General features: G+C 55.8%; 19 protein-coding genes. 18 read left to right on the top strand and 1 reads right to left on the bottom strand.

Annotated elements, in window-relative coordinates:
* The 12 genes from H5U02_00640 to H5U02_00585 form a co-directional block, all read left to right on the top strand.
* Positions 1-910 (top strand): hypothetical protein (locus H5U02_00640; protein ID MBC7340960.1); only part of this gene is annotated, 910 nt, incomplete at its 5' end.
* 123 nt (positions 911-1,033) lie between these two features.
* The gene (locus H5U02_00635) at positions 1,034-1,825 is read left to right on the top strand and encodes a hypothetical protein (GenBank protein MBC7340959.1); all 792 of its coding nucleotides are present in this window, start codon (positions 1,034-1,036) and stop codon (positions 1,823-1,825) included.
* Positions 1,826-2,239 carry a DUF2190 family protein gene (locus tag H5U02_00630; GenBank protein MBC7340958.1) on the top strand — a complete coding sequence of 138 codons (414 nt, stop codon included), beginning with the start codon at positions 1,826-1,828 and terminating at the stop codon, positions 2,237-2,239.
* A 30-nt stretch (positions 2,240-2,269) separates the two neighbouring features.
* Positions 2,270-3,247: a hypothetical protein gene (locus tag H5U02_00625; GenBank protein ID MBC7340957.1), complete on the top strand. Its 978-nt coding sequence runs from the start codon at positions 2,270-2,272 to the stop codon at positions 3,245-3,247.
* A 125-nt stretch (positions 3,248-3,372) separates the two neighbouring features.
* On the top strand, positions 3,373-3,726 hold the full coding sequence (locus tag H5U02_00620) for a hypothetical protein (GenBank protein ID MBC7340956.1): 354 nt from the start codon (positions 3,373-3,375) through the stop codon (positions 3,724-3,726).
* A gap of 3 nt (positions 3,727-3,729) precedes the next feature.
* A complete protein-coding gene (locus H5U02_00615; GenBank protein ID MBC7340955.1) occupies positions 3,730-4,044 on the top strand; it encodes a hypothetical protein in 315 nt (104 codons plus the stop codon).
* Positions 4,044-4,472 (top strand): HK97 gp10 family phage protein, encoded by a 429-nt coding sequence (locus tag H5U02_00610; GenBank protein ID MBC7340954.1) that lies wholly within the window; start codon positions 4,044-4,046, stop codon positions 4,470-4,472. The genes H5U02_00615 and H5U02_00610 overlap by 1 nt, the downstream gene beginning before the upstream one ends.
* Positions 4,472-4,849, top strand: coding sequence for a hypothetical protein (locus H5U02_00605; GenBank protein MBC7340953.1), 378 nt, complete (start codon positions 4,472-4,474; stop codon positions 4,847-4,849). The genes H5U02_00610 and H5U02_00605 overlap by 1 nt, the downstream gene beginning before the upstream one ends.
* Positions 4,850-4,861: 12 nt before the next feature.
* A complete protein-coding gene (locus H5U02_00600) occupies positions 4,862-5,245 on the top strand; it encodes a hypothetical protein (protein ID MBC7340952.1) in 384 nt (127 codons plus the stop codon).
* Positions 5,246-5,257: 12 nt separating this feature from the next.
* On the top strand, positions 5,258-5,869 hold the full coding sequence (locus H5U02_00595; GenBank protein ID MBC7340951.1) for a hypothetical protein: 612 nt from the start codon (positions 5,258-5,260) through the stop codon (positions 5,867-5,869).
* 12 nt (positions 5,870-5,881) lie between these two features.
* Positions 5,882-6,223, top strand: a complete 342-nt coding sequence (locus H5U02_00590) for a hypothetical protein (GenBank protein MBC7340950.1) — start codon at positions 5,882-5,884, stop codon at positions 6,221-6,223.
* A 50-nt stretch (positions 6,224-6,273) separates the two neighbouring features.
* On the top strand, positions 6,274-6,540 hold the full coding sequence (locus tag H5U02_00585; GenBank protein ID MBC7340949.1) for a hypothetical protein: 267 nt from the start codon (positions 6,274-6,276) through the stop codon (positions 6,538-6,540).
* On the opposite strand, the gene H5U02_00580 is transcribed toward H5U02_00585, so the two are convergent.
* A complete protein-coding gene (locus tag H5U02_00580) occupies positions 6,521-7,093 on the bottom strand; it encodes a hypothetical protein (protein MBC7340948.1) in 573 nt (190 codons plus the stop codon). The two genes, H5U02_00585 and H5U02_00580, sit on opposite strands and share 20 nt — an antisense overlap.
* An 88-nt stretch (positions 7,094-7,181) precedes the next feature.
* On the opposite strand from H5U02_00580, the gene H5U02_00575 reads away from it, so the two are divergent.
* Genes H5U02_00575 through H5U02_00550 form a run of 6 tightly spaced genes read left to right on the top strand, consistent with a single transcriptional unit; the run spans position 7,182 to position 15,945 of the window.
* Positions 7,182-9,674, top strand: coding sequence for a hypothetical protein (locus H5U02_00575; GenBank protein MBC7340947.1), 2,493 nt, complete (start codon positions 7,182-7,184; stop codon positions 9,672-9,674).
* The gene (locus H5U02_00570; protein ID MBC7340946.1) at positions 9,671-10,009 is read left to right on the top strand and encodes a hypothetical protein; all 339 of its coding nucleotides are present in this window, start codon (positions 9,671-9,673) and stop codon (positions 10,007-10,009) included. Before H5U02_00575 ends, H5U02_00570 begins: the two co-directional genes overlap by 4 nt.
* Before the next feature lie 12 nt (positions 10,010-10,021).
* A complete protein-coding gene (locus H5U02_00565; GenBank protein MBC7340945.1) occupies positions 10,022-11,443 on the top strand; it encodes a hypothetical protein in 1,422 nt (473 codons plus the stop codon).
* 14 nt (positions 11,444-11,457) lie between these two features.
* On the top strand, positions 11,458-12,162 hold the full coding sequence (locus tag H5U02_00560; protein MBC7340944.1) for a hypothetical protein: 705 nt from the start codon (positions 11,458-11,460) through the stop codon (positions 12,160-12,162).
* Between the two features lie 16 nt (positions 12,163-12,178).
* Positions 12,179-12,946 (top strand): hypothetical protein, encoded by a 768-nt coding sequence (locus H5U02_00555; protein MBC7340943.1) that lies wholly within the window; start codon positions 12,179-12,181, stop codon positions 12,944-12,946.
* On the top strand, positions 12,943-15,945 hold the full coding sequence (locus H5U02_00550) for a hypothetical protein (protein ID MBC7340942.1): 3,003 nt from the start codon (positions 12,943-12,945) through the stop codon (positions 15,943-15,945). Before H5U02_00555 ends, H5U02_00550 begins: the two co-directional genes overlap by 4 nt.
* Positions 15,946-15,990: the final 45 nt, after the last annotated feature.

The following is a 15,990-nucleotide window of genomic DNA, read 5'->3' as shown; positions in this document are numbered from 1 at the left end:
TCATAGCCTGCATGGAGATCTCCGGTTCGAGGCGAGGGAAGGAGAGCTGTGGGGATTCTCGGTGTTTCTCGGGCGGACCCAGGATAACCGGGAGGCAGGCGGGGATAGGCTGATAAGCCTTCCGCCGGATGATAATCTTCAGGGGCAGTTCAAGCTCGCGCAGCCGGATGAGTGGCTGGAGGTCGGAGTAAAGGAGCCGTATGTGGCTGAACCCGGAGGAGCGGGAGCGGCGGCGGACAGCTATGCCAAGTTCTTCGCGCTGGATCACGGGGAGTATGAAATCGGGGTCTGGCGCGAGCATATGTTCGAGATATTCCTGCATGGAGAGCGGCTGAAGGGCCGCTTTCTTATCGAGTATGCGCCTGTCTCCGGCGGGCGGCGGGTATGGCTGATCGATAAGCCGAAGGACCAGACGCCTTATGCCGAGTCGCGGGATCTCGCTGATGTGATAAGCGAGCTCAAGGGCAAGGGGCAGAGGTGGCTGGTGTGGTCGAAGCCGGGCGAGAGGCCGCAGAAGATCGATGTCAGGATGGGCCGGGTTGCCAAGGAATATCATGCGGCGATCCTTAAGGCCGATGAGGAAAGGCGGATCGTATATGGCGTGGTGCTGGAACCGGAGAGCGTGGACAGCCAGGGCGAGGTAATTTCCGCCGAGGAGATCGAAAAGGCGGCGCATAAGTTCCTGGTAAAGTCGCGGGTGGTGGGCGATTGGCACCGGAAGAAGGCGCAGGGCGAAGTGGTGGAGAGCTATATCGCGCCCGATGACTTCGAAATGGGCGGGCAGAAGGTGAAGAAGGGGAGCTGGGTGCTTGCGGTCCACATCACCGATGATGAGCTGTGGCGGAAGGTTAAGGAGGGCGAGTATACCGGCTACTCGGTGGGAGGGTTCGCGGTGAGAGAACCGGCATAAGGAGGTGGTAGTGGTGTGGTAATGAGGCTCAAGGATCTAGAGGCGGTAGAGGTCAGTCTGGTACCAAAAGGCGCTAATAAAAAGCGCTTTTTGCTTTTTAAAGCAGAAGAAGGAGGGAAGAGCATGGAGGAAATTCTGAAGGCCATCCTCGAGACCGAGCTTGAGGATGAGGCGAAGGTGGAAGAGGTGCTTAAGGCGCAGAAGCTCTCGGAGAAGGCGGCGGGCGCGGTGAAGGGCGCGCTCAGGCTGCTAAATGCGTATAAAGATGAGCTCCCGGCTGACATCATCAAGACCCTGGCGGGGCTCGCGGGGTATGGGTATCCGGCCCCGGAGAATAAGGCGGATGACAAGGACAAACAGGGAGACAAAGGCAAGAAAGATAAGTATGGCTATCCGCCCCCGGTGAAAAAGGAGGATGGCAGTTTGAATTTCGAGGGAGTACCGGAAGAAGTAAGGCCCATGCTCGAGCAGATCTGGAAGGAGCATGAGGCGGCGGTGAAAAAGGCGGAAGAGCTGGAAAAGGTCCTGAAAGAAGAGCGCGACCGGCAGAGGGTCAAGGAGTTTGTCGCGAAGGCGGCATCCGAGTTTGCTAACCTGCCGGGGGCGAAGGCGGAGGAATTCGGCCCGGTGCTGAAGGGCATCGCAGAGAAAGCGCCGGAAGAGTGGCAGAAGCTCGAGGGCGTGCTCAAGGCGGCGGATCAGGCGATCAGGAAGGGCATGCTGTTCGCTGAGATGGGCAGGTCGGGCATAGCTGCTGGCGGCAGCGCAGTGGCGAAGATCGAGGGGATCGCGAAGTCGCTGGTGGAGAAGGATGCTTCCCGCCTCACCATGGCGCAGGCGATAACCAAGGCACTGGAAATGCACCCCGAGCTCTATGAGGAGTATCTAGCGGAGAAGCAGGGGAGGGTGAGCTAAATGGCTTATGAGATCCCGGTATTCGATGTAAGTCTCGTAGCTGGGGCGGATCTATCGGCGGCGCAGTACCGTTTCGTCAAGGTAAACGCTGATGGGAATGCAGTGCTCGCCGGAAACGGCGAGATGGCGGTCGGAGTGCTCCAGGATAAGCCCGGGCCGGGAGTGGCCGGGCAGGTGAGGGTGCTGGGCGTCACCAAGGTCGTAGCCGGAGGAGCGATCGCGAAGGGCGCGCTGGTAGCTTCGGATGCGGACGGCAAGGCTAAGGCGGCGGTGGCGGCTACGGCTAATACCACTTCCGGCGCTATCTCGGGCAGCCATGCGGCGGGGATCGCCCTCGAGGACGCGAGCGCGGCGGATGTGGTGATCAGCGTCCTGCTCCTGCCTGTGGGCGCAGTACCCGGCACCGCTGCTTAGGCGGAAGAGGATTAATGGAGGTGAGATGGAATGCCGAATCCTGTGGCTGGCGATGTGCATGTAAATGTACCGCTGACCAATATATCTATCGCATATGTCCAGAGTGCGGATGTGTTCATCGCGGATAAGGTGTTTCCTGTTGTCCCGGTCCAGCGGCAGTCGGACCGGTATTACCGCTATCTGAAGGAGGATTGGTTGAGGGCGGAGGCGCAGCTCCGGGCTCCCTCGACCCCTTCTGCAGGCGGCGGCTGGCGGCTGGATAATACCCAGACCTATTTCTGCGATGTGTATGCGATCCACAAGGATATCGATGACCGGATCCGGCCCAACCAGGATCCGGTGATCAACATGGACCGGGATGCGACCGAGTGGGTCACCCACCAGCTCCTGCTCAAGCGAGAAGTGCTGTGGGCGCAGAAATACTTCAGGCAGGGTATTTGGGGGCTGGACCGGCAGGGAGTGGCGGCGAACCCTACCGGGGCGCAGTTCGTCAAGTTCAGCGATTATACCAACAGCGACCCGATCAGGGTAGTGAACGAATCGGTGCTGGCGATGGCGAGGGCGACCGGGTATAAGCCGAATATTATGGTGCTTGCGCCGGATGTCTATGTGACCCTCAAGGATCATCCCAAGATCTTGGATCGCGTTAAGTACACCCAGAGGGGGCAGATCACCCAGGATCTGCTCGCGGCGCTGTTCGAGGTCGAAAACCTGTATATCCCCTGGGCAGTGGTAAATGAGGCCCCCGAAGGCGCGGCAGAGGATACCGATCTGGTTTTCTCGGGCGGGATGCTTCTCGCGTATGCGGCCCCCAGGCCGTCTCTCATGCAGCCTTCGGCAGGGTATATCTTCTCCTGGACCGGGTATCTGGGAGCTGGCGCGGCGGGCAACCGGATCAAGCGGTTCCGAATGGAAGAATTGGGTTCAGACCGCATCGAGGGCGAGATGGCCTTCGATCTCAAGGTGGTCGCCGATGACCTCGGGATCTTCTTCTACGACGTCATATAGAGCAAAGGTCGCCATTAGAGCTGGAGAGCGGATGATCGCGCCGGGTGAGATCTTGCCCGGCGCGCAGTCTCTCGCATGCTTTCGGGAGCTTTTGGCTCTCGGCTGGATCGAGGCGGTGAAGGAAGATGGCATGGACCTACAGCGGGAACCCGGCGGGATCGGCGCTGGATCAGGTGCGGGCGCTGATCGGGGACACGGATCAGGAGAATCCGATTCTGTCCGACGAGGAGATCCTGTTCTTCTTAAGCGAGGAAGGGAGCGCGAGAAGGGCGGCTCCAAGGGCGGCGCTGGCGGCGGCGGCAAAGTTCGCAAAGGAAGCGGATAAGGCTATCGGCGATCTTCGCATCAGCTTGAGCCAAAAGGCGGATAAATACCTGCAGCTTGCGGCGGCGCTTGAGGCGTCGGCAGTAAAACCGGGGATGCCGTGGTCTGCTGATCAGGGGGACCCGGTCTTTTATAAGGGCATGATGGGAGGGTAGCGCGTGGAGCGGGATTTTCTCGCGTGGCTGAAGGAAACCGTCCTGGTGGAAAAATTTTCGGGGCGGGATAAGTATGCGCGGCCCTCTTATGCCGCTCCCGTCTCTTACCCCTGCCGGATCCAGCGGAAGGTCAAGCTGGTGAGGGATGCGCAGGGCGCGGAAGTGGTGAGCACCTGCCAGATTTATCTCGATGGCGGGGCGGATGTGGGAGTGGAGGACCGGATCACGCTGCCGGATGGGAGCCGGCCCCCGATCGTCAATGTGGCGGTGGCGAAGGATGAGAAGGGGATGCCGCATTATGTGGAGGTGCAGACCTAATGCCCGGGGCAGGTATGAAGTTCAAAGTGCAGGTGAAGGGGCTCGATACCCTACACCGCAATTTGAGAAAGCTGGCCCAGCAGTACCCCGATGAGGTGTTCGCCGAGCTCTATGCCGAGGCGGAGGAGATTATGACCGAGAGCAAAGAGGAGTGCCCGGTGGATACCGGAACCCTCAGGGACAGCGGTTTCGTGGAGCCGGATAAGTCCAGATACCGGGTGAGGGTGGGGTATGGCGGCCCGGCTACCAAGATAAATCCCAAGACCGGGCAGATGTCGGATGAGTATGCGGTCATAGTGCATGAGGATCTGAACGCACACCATAAGGCGGGCAAGAAGGCGAAGTTTCTCGAAGATCCTGCTAACCGCAGGCTGAAGGGTATGGCGGGGAGAATTGCGCGGGCGGTCAAAGCGAGGTTGGGGATCTGATGCTGGTGGAGGATATCGGCAGCTATCTCGAGTCATGCGGGCTCGGGGTACAGGGGGTGGATATCTTTCTGGATGAGATGCCCCCGGATCCCGATGACTGCATGGCGGTTTTCGGCTATGCGGGGAGCCCGCCGGACCTGCATTGGAGCGGAGAATACCCCGGCCTGCAGGTAAGGGTGAGGAATAGGGATCCGGCTCTCGGGCGGGCGAAGGCGGAGCAGGTAAGGAATGCGCTGCATGGGCTGCATGAGCGGGTGATTGGAACCACCAGATATCTGCTCGTTCGCGCAAACCAGAGCCCGGAGCCGTTGGGGAAGGATGGAAACGGCAGGGCTCATTTCGTTATCAATTTCAGCGTGATCAAGGAAATAGGCTAGGAGGTGGGATAAATGGCGCTTGTCGGCACGGGCGGAAGCGTGTATATCGGGACCAACCGGGTGATGGAGATATCTCAGTGGTCTCTCGATCTCGGGGCGGATGATATCGATGTCACCAGCTTCGATTCTCAGGGCTGGAAAGAGTTCTTGGCAGGATTGAAAGAGTGGAGCGGGTCGATTGAGGGGAATTATGTCCCCGGCGACACCGGCGGGCAGAAGGCGATTATAGCCGCGTGGCTGAATGGGCAGACGGTCAATTTCGAGTTCAGGGTGAGCGATACCGTCAAATTTGCGGGTTCGGCGCTGGTGAAGCCGAGCATCGAAACCCCGGTGGACGATAAGGTGGGGTTCTCGGTGGATATTCAGGGAACTGGACCGCTGACGGTCCCGGCGTAGGGGTGATCTGATATGGCAATAGCGGGAAAGCTCGGGGCGGTGTATGTGCAGGATGTCAATGCCGCCCCGGTCGCTTTTGTGGATGAGGCGACCACCCCGGATGCGGCGCTGACCCGGTATCAGGTGACCAACCCGGCTTACCGGTATTGGGCTCCCGATGCGGCGATAACCGTGAAGAAGAACGGCGAAGTGATCACCGGAGGGTTCGTGCTGGAGCGGGTGGGCGGCTATGTGGTGTTTGCGGCTCCGCTGCTCGAGACTGATGTGGTGACCGTGAGCGGGGAGGCGCTGACCATGGTCCAGGCGGGCGGGCTGGCAAAGTGGAGCGTGGAGACCGATGCGGAACATGCCGATGCCACTACTTTCGCTTCGGGCGGATGGAAGGAGTTCAAGCAGGCGGGGGTAAGCTGGAGCGGGTCGTGCGAGGGATTCTGGGGCGATGAGCTGTTTTTCGATGGGCTCGGGAAGGTGGTGGCGTTAAAGCTCTATGCGGATCAGCCGGCGGGCTTGTGCTTTGAGGGGTATGCGCTGATCAACGGCGATGGCATCAAGGTGCAGGTAAATGCGCTGGTGGAGGAATCGATTAATTTTCAAGGCGTGGGAAAACTGTATCCCCGCTGGTAAAGGAGTGGGATCGTGCGAACCAAGGTAGTGACCTTGAATGGCAAGCAGGTGACCGTAAGGGAGCATAAGGTAAAGGAGCTCAGGGAGGAGGTCATCCCCAAGATCGAGCGGGTATTCGGGGAGCAGGGGCTCGATCTCTCGAAGATGGCTGATGCTTCGCTGGGCTCGCTGATAGAAACTTTCGAGGATAAGCTGGCGGAGTTCTTCCCGGATGTATCCAAAGAGGACATCGAGAACAGCTATATCTCCGAGGTCGAGGCGCTGGTGGAGGCGTGGATCGAGGTAAATTTTACTGGGCTAAAGAGGGTTATGCCGCCGCTGCTGTCTTTGATGCGGATGGGTTCGCAGGGATAGCGGCGGTTCTCGGGCATGCATTTGGCTGGGAACCGGAGGCATGGCTCTGCATGACCATGCAGGAGTTGGAGGCAGTGCTCGGAAAGGCTCAGGAGTTTGCCGAGGCGGATGAGTATAAAGCATTCTACCGGGCAGCGATGGTGGCAGCAACCATCGCTAATGTCAATCGCAAGCGCGGGGCGAGGGCGGTGAGGCCGGAAGACTTCATCGGCAGGCCGCCCTGGGAGAAGGCAAAACAGAAGGAAAGGCGGCCCGTTGATTGGGCCGCGGTCATGGAGGAGGCGCAGGCGAAGGGGATCAAGATCCCTTCGGTTTGATCTCGAGGTAATAGGCGGTCACCTGGGGCAGGGTGATTTTCGAGCCGGTCCAGGGGACATAGGAGGCGAGGCCGTCATGGATCCCCCAGATCTCCACCTTGTCGCCCTCGAGGACCCGCCCGGCGTTGTCTTTTCGGACCACCAACACGATCTGGGGCGTCGGCACCTCGAAATCGGGCTTCATGGCTTCTTCGGGGCTGATATTGTAATCGGCGGTGTCGACCCGGAGGATGGTAGGGGTGCCCTCGAGGACTTGGATTACTTGGCCGGAGATGTGAACCTTGGAGCCCTTGAGGCTTTCGGCTTCGCGGGCGAGGCGGTCGAAGGGAATGCTTGCGGCGGCGGCTTTGAACTGCTCGGGGCTCTCGGTTGGGGGCGGCGTGGAGCTGGGGAAAGGGTTCATGGCGGCCCCGCTCCCCATGAGGATCAGAGCCGATAAGAGCGCTATGGCCGAGCGGCCCCGGCTCTTGAGGATTGAGAAGTGCCCCCGGAATAGGCCGATGAGGGCGGGGATCAGGATTAGGATCCCGAGGATGATGAGGAATTCGGACACGGCGGATGCCTCCTTTGAGCAAATATTTGGCCGATTCGGTTCGACATTTTGAGCGGAAAATCCTGCTTTTTTCTGGTGGTGTTTGGAAATGACGCTGGCGGAGCTGCTGCTGGTGCTGGGCGTAGAGAAAATGGATCTCGATACTGGGCTGAGGGAGGCGGAGGCGCAGGTCGATCGCTCGGCGGAGCGCATGCAGAAGTCGCTCGAGCAGGTGGGTAAAGGGCTCATGAGTTTGGGGCAGAAGCTGTCGCTTTTTGTCACCGCTCCGCTGGCGTTTTTTGGGCGATCGGCGATCAAAGCGGCGATGGATGTGGTGGAGTCGGAGAATTTGTTTGAGGTCTCTATGGGCAATATGGCGGGGGCGGCCCGAAAGTGGAGCGAGGAGGTAAGCAGGGCGCTCGGGCTCAATGCTTATGAGGTGCGGCGGAATGTGGGCATGCTGAATACCATGCTCTTGTCTATGGGGCTGGGGGAGAAGGCGGCGCTGGAGATGTCGGAAGGGCTCACCCAGCTCGCGTATGATATGGCATCGTTCTATAACCTTCAGCCGGAAGAAGCGTTCGAGAAATTGAGGGCGGGAATTGTCGGCGAAGCTGAACCGCTCCGGCGACTTGGGATCTTGGTGCTGGAAAATACCGTTAAGCAGTATGCGTATAAAGCGGGGATTGCGGAGACGGGGAAAGAGCTCAGCGAGGCTCAGAAGGTGCTGGCTCGGTATGGGTCGATCATGGAGCAGACCGCAAAGGCGCAGGGGGATCTGGCGCGGACCATGAATAGCCCGGCTAATCAGGCGAGGATCCAGCGGGCGCAGTTCGAGCTTCTTCAGATCGAGATCGGCAGTAAATTGCTGCCGGTGTATACCCGGTTTATGCAGGCGGTTTCAAAATTGATGAGCGTCTTTCTCGGGCTGCCGGAGCCGGTTAGGAATGCGGTGATTTATTTTGCGGCATTGGTGGCAGCGGTCGGGCCGCTTTTGGTGGCATTCGGGGCAATCGTTCTCTATGGTCCGAAGGTAATAGCGGCTATCAAGGGGTTCAGCATCGCGAGCATCGCGGCGACCTGGGTCAGCAAGCTCGGGCAGGCTTTCCAGTTTCTTTACCTTGCTATGGTTCGGAATCCGATTATTGCGGTTGTGATGGTCATCGCGGCGGCACTCTTGCATCTTGCTCTGAGCTCGGAGACGGTCTCGAAGTGGTTGGATCAGGTGATCGCGAGGCTCAGGGCGCTGGCGGGGCTCGATTATCAGCCGCCGGCTCCGCCGGAGAGCGCGCTGTCGGCTTATAAGGATCTCTCGGGCTTTCTCAAGGATGCGGCGAGCGGCATAGAGGATGTCGGGAAGAGCGGGAAGAAGGCGGCGAAGGAAAACGAGAAGTTTCTGGCCGCTTTCGATGAGGTCTATCAGGTGGCGGAGAAGAATCAGGGAGCGCTGGATGATCTGGCGGGCGCGATCGGCGCGATCGGGCTCTCGCCGATCGGAGGAGGACCGGGGGCGGGAGCGGGTCCGGGCGCGGGCGCGGCCATTCAGATCCCGAAGGTCCCGCCTGTTCTCCCGGCAATCGAATGGAGAGGCATTGTACCGCCACCCGGCGCGGTGGCGGAAGCGGTCGAGATAGCGATAGAGCGGATCGGCAATGCTATCAGGGTTCTTCCTGTAGTCGTGAGCGGCGCGGCTCAGGGAGCGTGGAATGCGCTTACCGGAAAGCTGGCGGCGTTCCCTGATTGGGTGATGGAAAAGATCAGGCAGGCGCTGGGGTTCTTCGGGCAGCTTCCGGCAGGAGTGCAGGCGGCGGCAGCGGCAGCGGTCTCGGCGATAGGAGCGCTTTTTCCCGGCATCGGGCCTATTGTGCGAGGCGTGATCGATAGAGTGCTCGAGATCTTTCGCGGGCTTCCGGGCAACATTCTTGGGGCGATCGTACCGCTCTTGCCGTCGTTTGCGGCGTTTCTGCCCCGACTGCTCCCTGTTGTTTCTGCCTTTCTGCCCCGGTTAATCGGTCTGTTCGGCGGCATACCGGGGCTTGTTATCAGCGTTCTAGGCCCGCTCGTACCGAGGTTTTTGGGGCTGCTGGGGAGGATTCTTCCTGGAGTCGGGCCGGTTCTCTCCCGGATAGTCGGCTCTTTTAGAGGGTTGCCGGGACAGGTGGTCTCGGCGATCGCGTCGCTGCCGGGAAGGGTAGGCGGTATCTTGGAAAGGCTGCCGGGTCTCGCGGCGAATGCGGTCAATGGGATCGTTAATTATTTTAAGGGGATGCCCGGTAGGATATGGGATGCGATCAAGGGGCTGGGCAGGGTAGTAGGCGGATGGTTCAGCGGGCTTCTCAGGGGTGGCCCGGCCCCGGCTTTCGCGGTCCCGGGCGCTCAGGCGGGCGGGATATTCACCCGGCCTGCGGTTATCGGCATCGCCGAAAAGGAACCGGAGGCGGCGATTCCGCTCTCGCGGCTGGAGGAGATGATCGGCGGCGCGGGCGGCGGAGAAGTCCACCTGCATGTCGGTGTGCTGGTGGCGGATGAGCGTGGGCTGAAAGAGCTCGAACGGCGGTTGAGACGGATCCGCATCGCTGAGGCGGGGAGGGTGGCGGAATGAAGCTGAACGGCGTGACCATCCCCAACCCGCATGAGTTCAGGATCGAGCGGTATAAGCTCACCAAGGCGGGCAGGGTGGCTTCGGGGAAGATGACCATGGAGCTGGTGGCGAAAAAGCGGAAGTTCATCTTCCGTTATAATGTGCTTTCGGGCTCGGAGGTCAATCTGCTTCTCGATATCCTCGATTCGGATGCGGTTTTCTTCACCCTGGAGTACCCGGATAGGGGCGGGGTGGCTACCGCAATTGTGTATGCGGGGGCGATCAACCAGCGGCTCTTTCGGACCGATGGGGATTGGGTGTGGACGGATGTGCAGTTCGATCTGATCGAGCAGTAGGAGGGCGAAGGCGTGATCCCAGTAAGCGCGGCGTATAAGACGGCGGCAAATGCAGATGTGCGAAGGTTTGTGCCCCGGGTTCTGGTTTATTTCGATGGGGATGCGGCTCCGCCGGTGGAATTCGGAGAGGATCAGATTACTTTCTTGGATCTGGTCGAAGAGGGGAATACCGAAAGCGATAACCCCCTAGGCGCTGTATCGGCAAATGAGCTGACGGTGGGCTTTGATAATTCAGCGCGATCTTTTACTCCGACTAATGAATTGAGCCCGTATTTTGGCAAATTAAAAAAAAATACCTTAGTACAGGCATATCTTGGTCTCGAAACCGAGGTGGGAGTAGAGTGGGTGCCATTGGGCAATTTTCGTACTAAGGATTGGTCGGCTCCCGCGGCGAACGTCGAGGCAACCGTAACCTGTTGTGATAGGCTTTATGAGCTTGGCAATAAGGATATACCATTAATCCCGGTCGAGAAAGACACCACTGTGAGCGCTCTATTCGAAGCGCTATTCCAAGCATTGGGATTGCAGCAGTCAGAATATATTATTGATCCCAAAATATACCAGCCAGTCTCGATAGGTTGGGTCCCAAAAGGCAAGGTCAAGGAAGCGATGCAGCGACTGGCGATTGCTGGTCTTTGCAATGTCATGGTGGATCGGCTTAACCGGGTACGCGTGGTCAGTGTGTTTGCCAAGGGGGACCCGGTGGCTATTTTAACTGATACCGATCAAATCATCGAAATGGATTCCCCGCAGGAGGGGCGGCTTATATATGGCGGAGTAAAGGTTAATTATAAATACCCGTATCTGGCCGACAGCGCCGAGGTGGCTAATATCACCGGCTTAACCATCAATGTAGGGCAAACAACCCTGAGGAATCTTGAGTTTTCGGTTGGCCCGGTCGGCATTGTCGAATCGATCGAGCTGCGCGGAGCGGTAACATCGCGGGTGAGTGGTTTTGAAATTGGCGCATGGAGCATTAACCTTATTATCGAAAATGCAGGGCCGACCGCGGAAATTATTGATGTAGTCATTAGGGGGCGCCCCATAGAATGCACATCTTCAGTATTTGAAGTACAGGACGAAGCCGTGCAGACGCAGGGCGAAGATTTCAACCTACTGGTTGTTGATAATGAACTTATTCAGGCTTCTGAATCTGCTCAGTCGTTTGCTCATGCCTTGCTGTGGCATGTGCGCGACCCGGTAGCTCTATTAAAAGGGCGAATACGAGGCGATCCCGCCTTGGAAGTATTTGATTTAATCAGGTTGAAGGATCCTGCGGACCGGATAGAGGATGTGACAATGATGATAACCCGCCAGCATCTTATATATGATGGCAGCTTGGAAGCTGAGATTGAGGTTCGGAAGCCGGTGGTGCCGAAGCAATGGGTATTCATATCGCCTGGCTTGCCCGCCTTAGTTGAGCTACGAATCTGAGGGGAGGGTAATGGATGGCGTTGCTTGTCAAAGATGATGCAGGGTTGCCGAAACCCCAGTATGAACGGGAGGATGGCACTGCTTTTGAGCCCCTGCGGGGCGCAGATGGGGCCATGTATATCCGCATCAAAGACGGATTCGATGCGGCTTTGGGGGCTACTGCTTCAATCGAGTCTGCATCTGGTGATGGCACTTTAATAGGGATTGCAAAAAATCTACGTACGCGCCTAGCTGATGTGCAAAGCGGTGTTGGCAGGCCAAGCGATGCGGCTGCTCCTGGCACAACCGATGGCAGTATCATAGCGCTGCTTAAGCAAGTGCGGGCTATCTTGACCGATGTTTGGGACCCCATAAATCAAGTTATCCGGGCGAATAAGAAGCCTATTGAGATTATTACGCATGATTATATCAATGTTCGCGATACTGCTGCTTATAATTCGGGTGCAATAAATGTGACCGGTATTGCAGGGCGCAAATATTTTCGAGTCTTAAATGGGTGCGATCAAGAATTGACGCTTAGGTTGTATGTTTATAGCCAGACCGACTTAGAAGGACCTGTGTACGAAGTCAAAATTCCTGCTTCTACTTCTACGCTTGTTACTGTAACCCAAATGCCGGTGCTGGCTGAGCCGCTGACCCAGGTGGAGGTACAAGTGCGGTATTCCGTTGCGCCTACCAGTGGCACCGTAAAGGTGCAACTTTGTGGTTTGCCCGGATAAGAGAGGGAGCAAATCCATGGATTATGTCAAGTATAATTACGGCGTTAATGAAATTATCAACCCGTCTGCAGAAAGAGATCTCGCGGGATGGATCGCTATAGGTGATATTACAGCAGTACCGGGCGGGGTCGAAACCGGAGGCAAATGCTTTCGTATCGGCCCTAATGCGTCGCTGGAGCAGACCGTAAATTTGCCCCAGGAAGTCGATCATATGCTAGTGTCCGGTTATATCCATGCAGGAGGACTGCCAGCAGGCGATATAAGCAAAATCATGATGGAACTCGAAATTCATTATTCAGGTGGCATGCGGGATCTAATCATAATTCCATTCTCAAGCGCATTGTGCTCAACAAAACCAGGCAATATTAATGGAAGCCCGGTTATGTTCTCCGAGTTAGTTGGTTCGTATAGTTTTCGCGATACGCCGCTTGAGCATATCGTTGTGCGGCTTAGGACAAAAGATATCGCTGGTTATGCTTATTTTGATGCTATTTCTTTGCGCACTAACCTTCCTGTTAAAACCGAAGGGGCTATTGAGTCTGAGATCGTACATTATCGGACTGCGTCTATTAGCGCCCAGGTCGTCGAAATACTATTCCCGACGCCGTATGCGGTCAAGCCGACCCTGCTTATTAACATATATGGCAGCGTCACAAATTATACGCCCGAGTTCATCGTGGAATGGGACGCATCAAGGGAGGCATACATGTATACACGAGTTCGCATAACGTTTCCGGTGGAAGATGTTGGCAAAGATTTCACCATGCTGGTGATCGGGCGATGAAGGAATCTTTGTATAATGTGGCGCTCTGCTATCATGGTATTGTGGAAGATCCGGGCAATGCACTTCCTTTTCGCACATATTTGGGTGATTTTCAGGCCCAGATATCACACCTCCTAGATAATGGGTACGTGTTTCTTAGCTTAAGCGATTTCTTCGCGGTGTATAAAGGGGTCAAACAGGTTTCGGCGCCGGTCGCTTGCATAATATTTGATGATGGTTTAGAGTCTGTGCCTATTGCGGCTGGTTGGCTGATCCAGCAGAATATACCATTTGCCGTGGCGCTTATTGCGCGGCGATTGCGTCGGCTCAGCCCTGAGCCTGGATTCATGAAATGGTCTGATATTAAGGCTCTGCTCGATAGTGGCTTCTGTCAGATAGCAAACCACACCTACAATATGCATCATATGGTCCTGGCGCAAAATGCAGAGACCGGTACCGTTGAGAGTGCGCCGCCTCTTGAATGGCCGTGTTGGGTTGATAACGGAGAGTTCCTGTATATGGAAGTTAATGATAGTCGATGGTACTGGGACTTGTCCATTGTAGATGAAGCAACATGGGCTTTTCCGCTTTTCGGAACCGATTCAGCAACAGGCAGACCAATTACGAGTTCGTTTGAGTTCAAGGCCGGAAAATCGTATACGGCTCGTATTATGCGCCTGTGGGCTACGCTGCATAGCCCGGCATCGATTGGTTATGATGCGCATATCCAGATCTATATCAATAACACGCTAGTGGCTGATACCGTATTTAGACCGCGTGATTATGAGACCCGCAGCCAGTGGCCGGAGCGGGAATTCGCTAATATTGCGCTAGATGCGCCTTATGATATTGTAAGCGGCAATAGATATACAGTTGAGATAAGAACACTTAATGCTGGCGCCGGGGCATTCCGGATCTATGCAATCCCGGATTTTTCTGGAGATTATGCTCTATGTACCACGTGCACCGAACATGATTACCCGCCTAATGTGCTGTGGCCGGCTAGGCCATGCATTATCTTGGGTGATGGGAGCGGAAGGATAGCCACAAATGCGGAATATGAGTCATATGTGCGGCAGGATATGCAAGCATTTAATAATGCGGTACAGAAATACCTCAAAGGTACATGGAGTATATATTCTACCGGTTTCAATGAAGATGAGCCATTCTTGGAGTGCCTGGTTCTAGGGGGGACATATGCTGATGGCACCACGGCTGATACGTGGGTGCGATTTCACGCTGATGCCACTTTTACTGCAGAAGTTCTGCGTATTAAGTATGCATCTAGGGTAGGTGCACGATATGCGGCTATTATCGATGTGAGCATTGGAGAGCGCATTGGGGTCGGAGCATATACCAACCCGGTTCTGGTTGCGCGGTTTGCTCCGAATTGGGCAGATTGGCATTGGCAGGATATAGATATTACTCCCTTCACTTTCGTAGCAGGCAAGGATTATTATGTGCGTTTTCGGACCCTGAATACAAACCCATTGGGTGAAGGATTGGTGCGAATATATATGGATCAGCCCAGGCCGCCTGAACCATATTGGGATCCGGGGCTCGGCGGATGGGCTATACCCGTAAATTATAGTCATGAGGACTGGTATTTAGTATCAAAACCGGATCATACTGACGTCTGGCCTGATGGCGCTTATGTAGATAGTAACGGCGATTGGCAGTGGGTTTATAATGAGCCGTATGATGGCCCGGGCAAGGCATTTTTGCAGCTCGGATCGGTGCAACCGCAGCCAGTTGATAGCCCAACGGCTATCGTGTATCCATTTGGTGCTTATTATGAGATCGGTGCTGGGATATCGGAGGTAAGTCCGCCCAAGGGCATCCATCCGAGTTTGCAGGCTGTCTTGCAGGAATTTGGCATTATATCAGGCTGGACCATCTGGCCGGCAAGGATGGCCGTAACAGCGGATTTTCGGGAGCCGGATCTCCGGCATACTGATTATGAGCTGCCACGTGTATTGATCTACGGCAATATCGGCAATAATGTTGTGTTGAATAATATCGATGCCTATATCGGGCTGCGCTGGCCTGATGTAGAGCATAAAGGAATATTATGGCAGGCAGCAGTGGAATATGACCCCGAAGGCAATGCCACGGCTCGGGCGGCATGGCTGGATTTTGTAACGTTTGATGCCTATTTCTTTCGGATACCGGCTACTATCGAGATCGGCCAGATAAATATAGCTGATAAAAACATAATTCAGCAGCAGGGGAAGCGAGCGCTTCTGATCTTTTCCAATTATGACCCGGTTATGGGCCAACCGAACCCGGATATAGCAGCTCATGTGCTGGATAACCCTGGAATATTTATCCCTCAGATTATGGATATAGTCTTAGCTGATGAGTGGGATGGCGCATATATCAATTTGGAGTGGGTGCCATCTACGCATCGAGCGCAAGCCAATGAATTCTTCCGGCAGCTAGCAGAACAGATCTATCCGGCTGGTAAGCTGCTCATGGCAAGCGTGCCTGCTATTACCGGGACTGGTTATGATGATCCCGATTGGGTAGGTTGGTGCGATTATGCTACGTTGGTTCGATATGTTAGTGCAATGAAAATTATGACTTATACAGAGAGCAATGAGTCCACGCTGCCCGGTCCGCATGCTCCCAATGATTTCTTCGAGGCGGTATACGCATATGTTAATAAGGTTGTGCCGGTTAACCTGCGCTTCAAAATATTGGTAGGCGCTAATGCTTATGGGCATGTGTGGTCGTCTCAGGGAGTTGATTATGTGACCGCTCACGATGCGATTGCGCAAGCCATCAAATATGGAGTGGAGATCAAAGATGTTGATGGTGAGGGTTACTGGGCTCGGGCTGATGGTTCTGTAAGCTGCTATTTTGGTACCCCAGGCACCATTGCACGGGCGGTGCAGAAAGCACTAGATAATGGTTATGGAGGCGTGGGTATTTGGAAGGCTGATGATGGTGATTTGCTGGAGCATTTCCCAAAGATCGTAAGCCCCAGATGGGCTAATGTGAACTGGAAAGGGAGTTAAATTTTTGCAAATTAGATAAATAAGCAAAATAAAAGCCGCCTGAAA

This window comes from Clostridia bacterium (genome assembly GCA_014360065.1).
Classification (GTDB): domain Bacteria; phylum Bacillota; class DSM-521; order Neomoorellales; family JACIYF01; genus JACIYF01.
Note: the sequence above shows the minus strand (reverse complement) of the source record. Positions and strands in the feature narration are given on the sequence as shown.

Excerpts from the sequence above, each read along its gene's own strand:
- H5U02_00635 (MBC7340959.1), top strand. The coding sequence starts at position 1,034 with ATGGAGGAAATTCTGAAGGCCATCCTCGAGACCGAGCTTGAGGATGAG.
- H5U02_00630 (MBC7340958.1), top strand. The coding sequence starts at position 1,826 with ATGGCTTATGAGATCCCGGTATTCGATGTAAGTCTCGTAGCTGGGGCG.
- H5U02_00625 (MBC7340957.1), top strand. The coding sequence starts at position 2,270 with ATGCCGAATCCTGTGGCTGGCGATGTGCATGTAAATGTACCGCTGACC.
- H5U02_00620 (MBC7340956.1), top strand. The coding sequence starts at position 3,373 with ATGGCATGGACCTACAGCGGGAACCCGGCGGGATCGGCGCTGGATCAG.
- H5U02_00610 (MBC7340954.1), top strand. The coding sequence starts at position 4,044 with ATGCCCGGGGCAGGTATGAAGTTCAAAGTGCAGGTGAAGGGGCTCGAT.
- H5U02_00605 (MBC7340953.1), top strand. The coding sequence starts at position 4,472 with ATGCTGGTGGAGGATATCGGCAGCTATCTCGAGTCATGCGGGCTCGGG.
- H5U02_00600 (MBC7340952.1), top strand. The coding sequence starts at position 4,862 with ATGGCGCTTGTCGGCACGGGCGGAAGCGTGTATATCGGGACCAACCGG.
- H5U02_00595 (MBC7340951.1), top strand. The coding sequence starts at position 5,258 with ATGGCAATAGCGGGAAAGCTCGGGGCGGTGTATGTGCAGGATGTCAAT.
- H5U02_00585 (MBC7340949.1), top strand. The coding sequence starts at position 6,274 with ATGACCATGCAGGAGTTGGAGGCAGTGCTCGGAAAGGCTCAGGAGTTT.
- H5U02_00575 (MBC7340947.1), top strand. The coding sequence starts at position 7,182 with ATGACGCTGGCGGAGCTGCTGCTGGTGCTGGGCGTAGAGAAAATGGAT.
- H5U02_00570 (MBC7340946.1), top strand. The coding sequence starts at position 9,671 with ATGAAGCTGAACGGCGTGACCATCCCCAACCCGCATGAGTTCAGGATC.
- H5U02_00560 (MBC7340944.1), top strand. The coding sequence starts at position 11,458 with ATGGCGTTGCTTGTCAAAGATGATGCAGGGTTGCCGAAACCCCAGTAT.
- H5U02_00555 (MBC7340943.1), top strand. The coding sequence starts at position 12,179 with ATGGATTATGTCAAGTATAATTACGGCGTTAATGAAATTATCAACCCG.
- H5U02_00550 (MBC7340942.1), top strand. The coding sequence starts at position 12,943 with ATGAAGGAATCTTTGTATAATGTGGCGCTCTGCTATCATGGTATTGTG.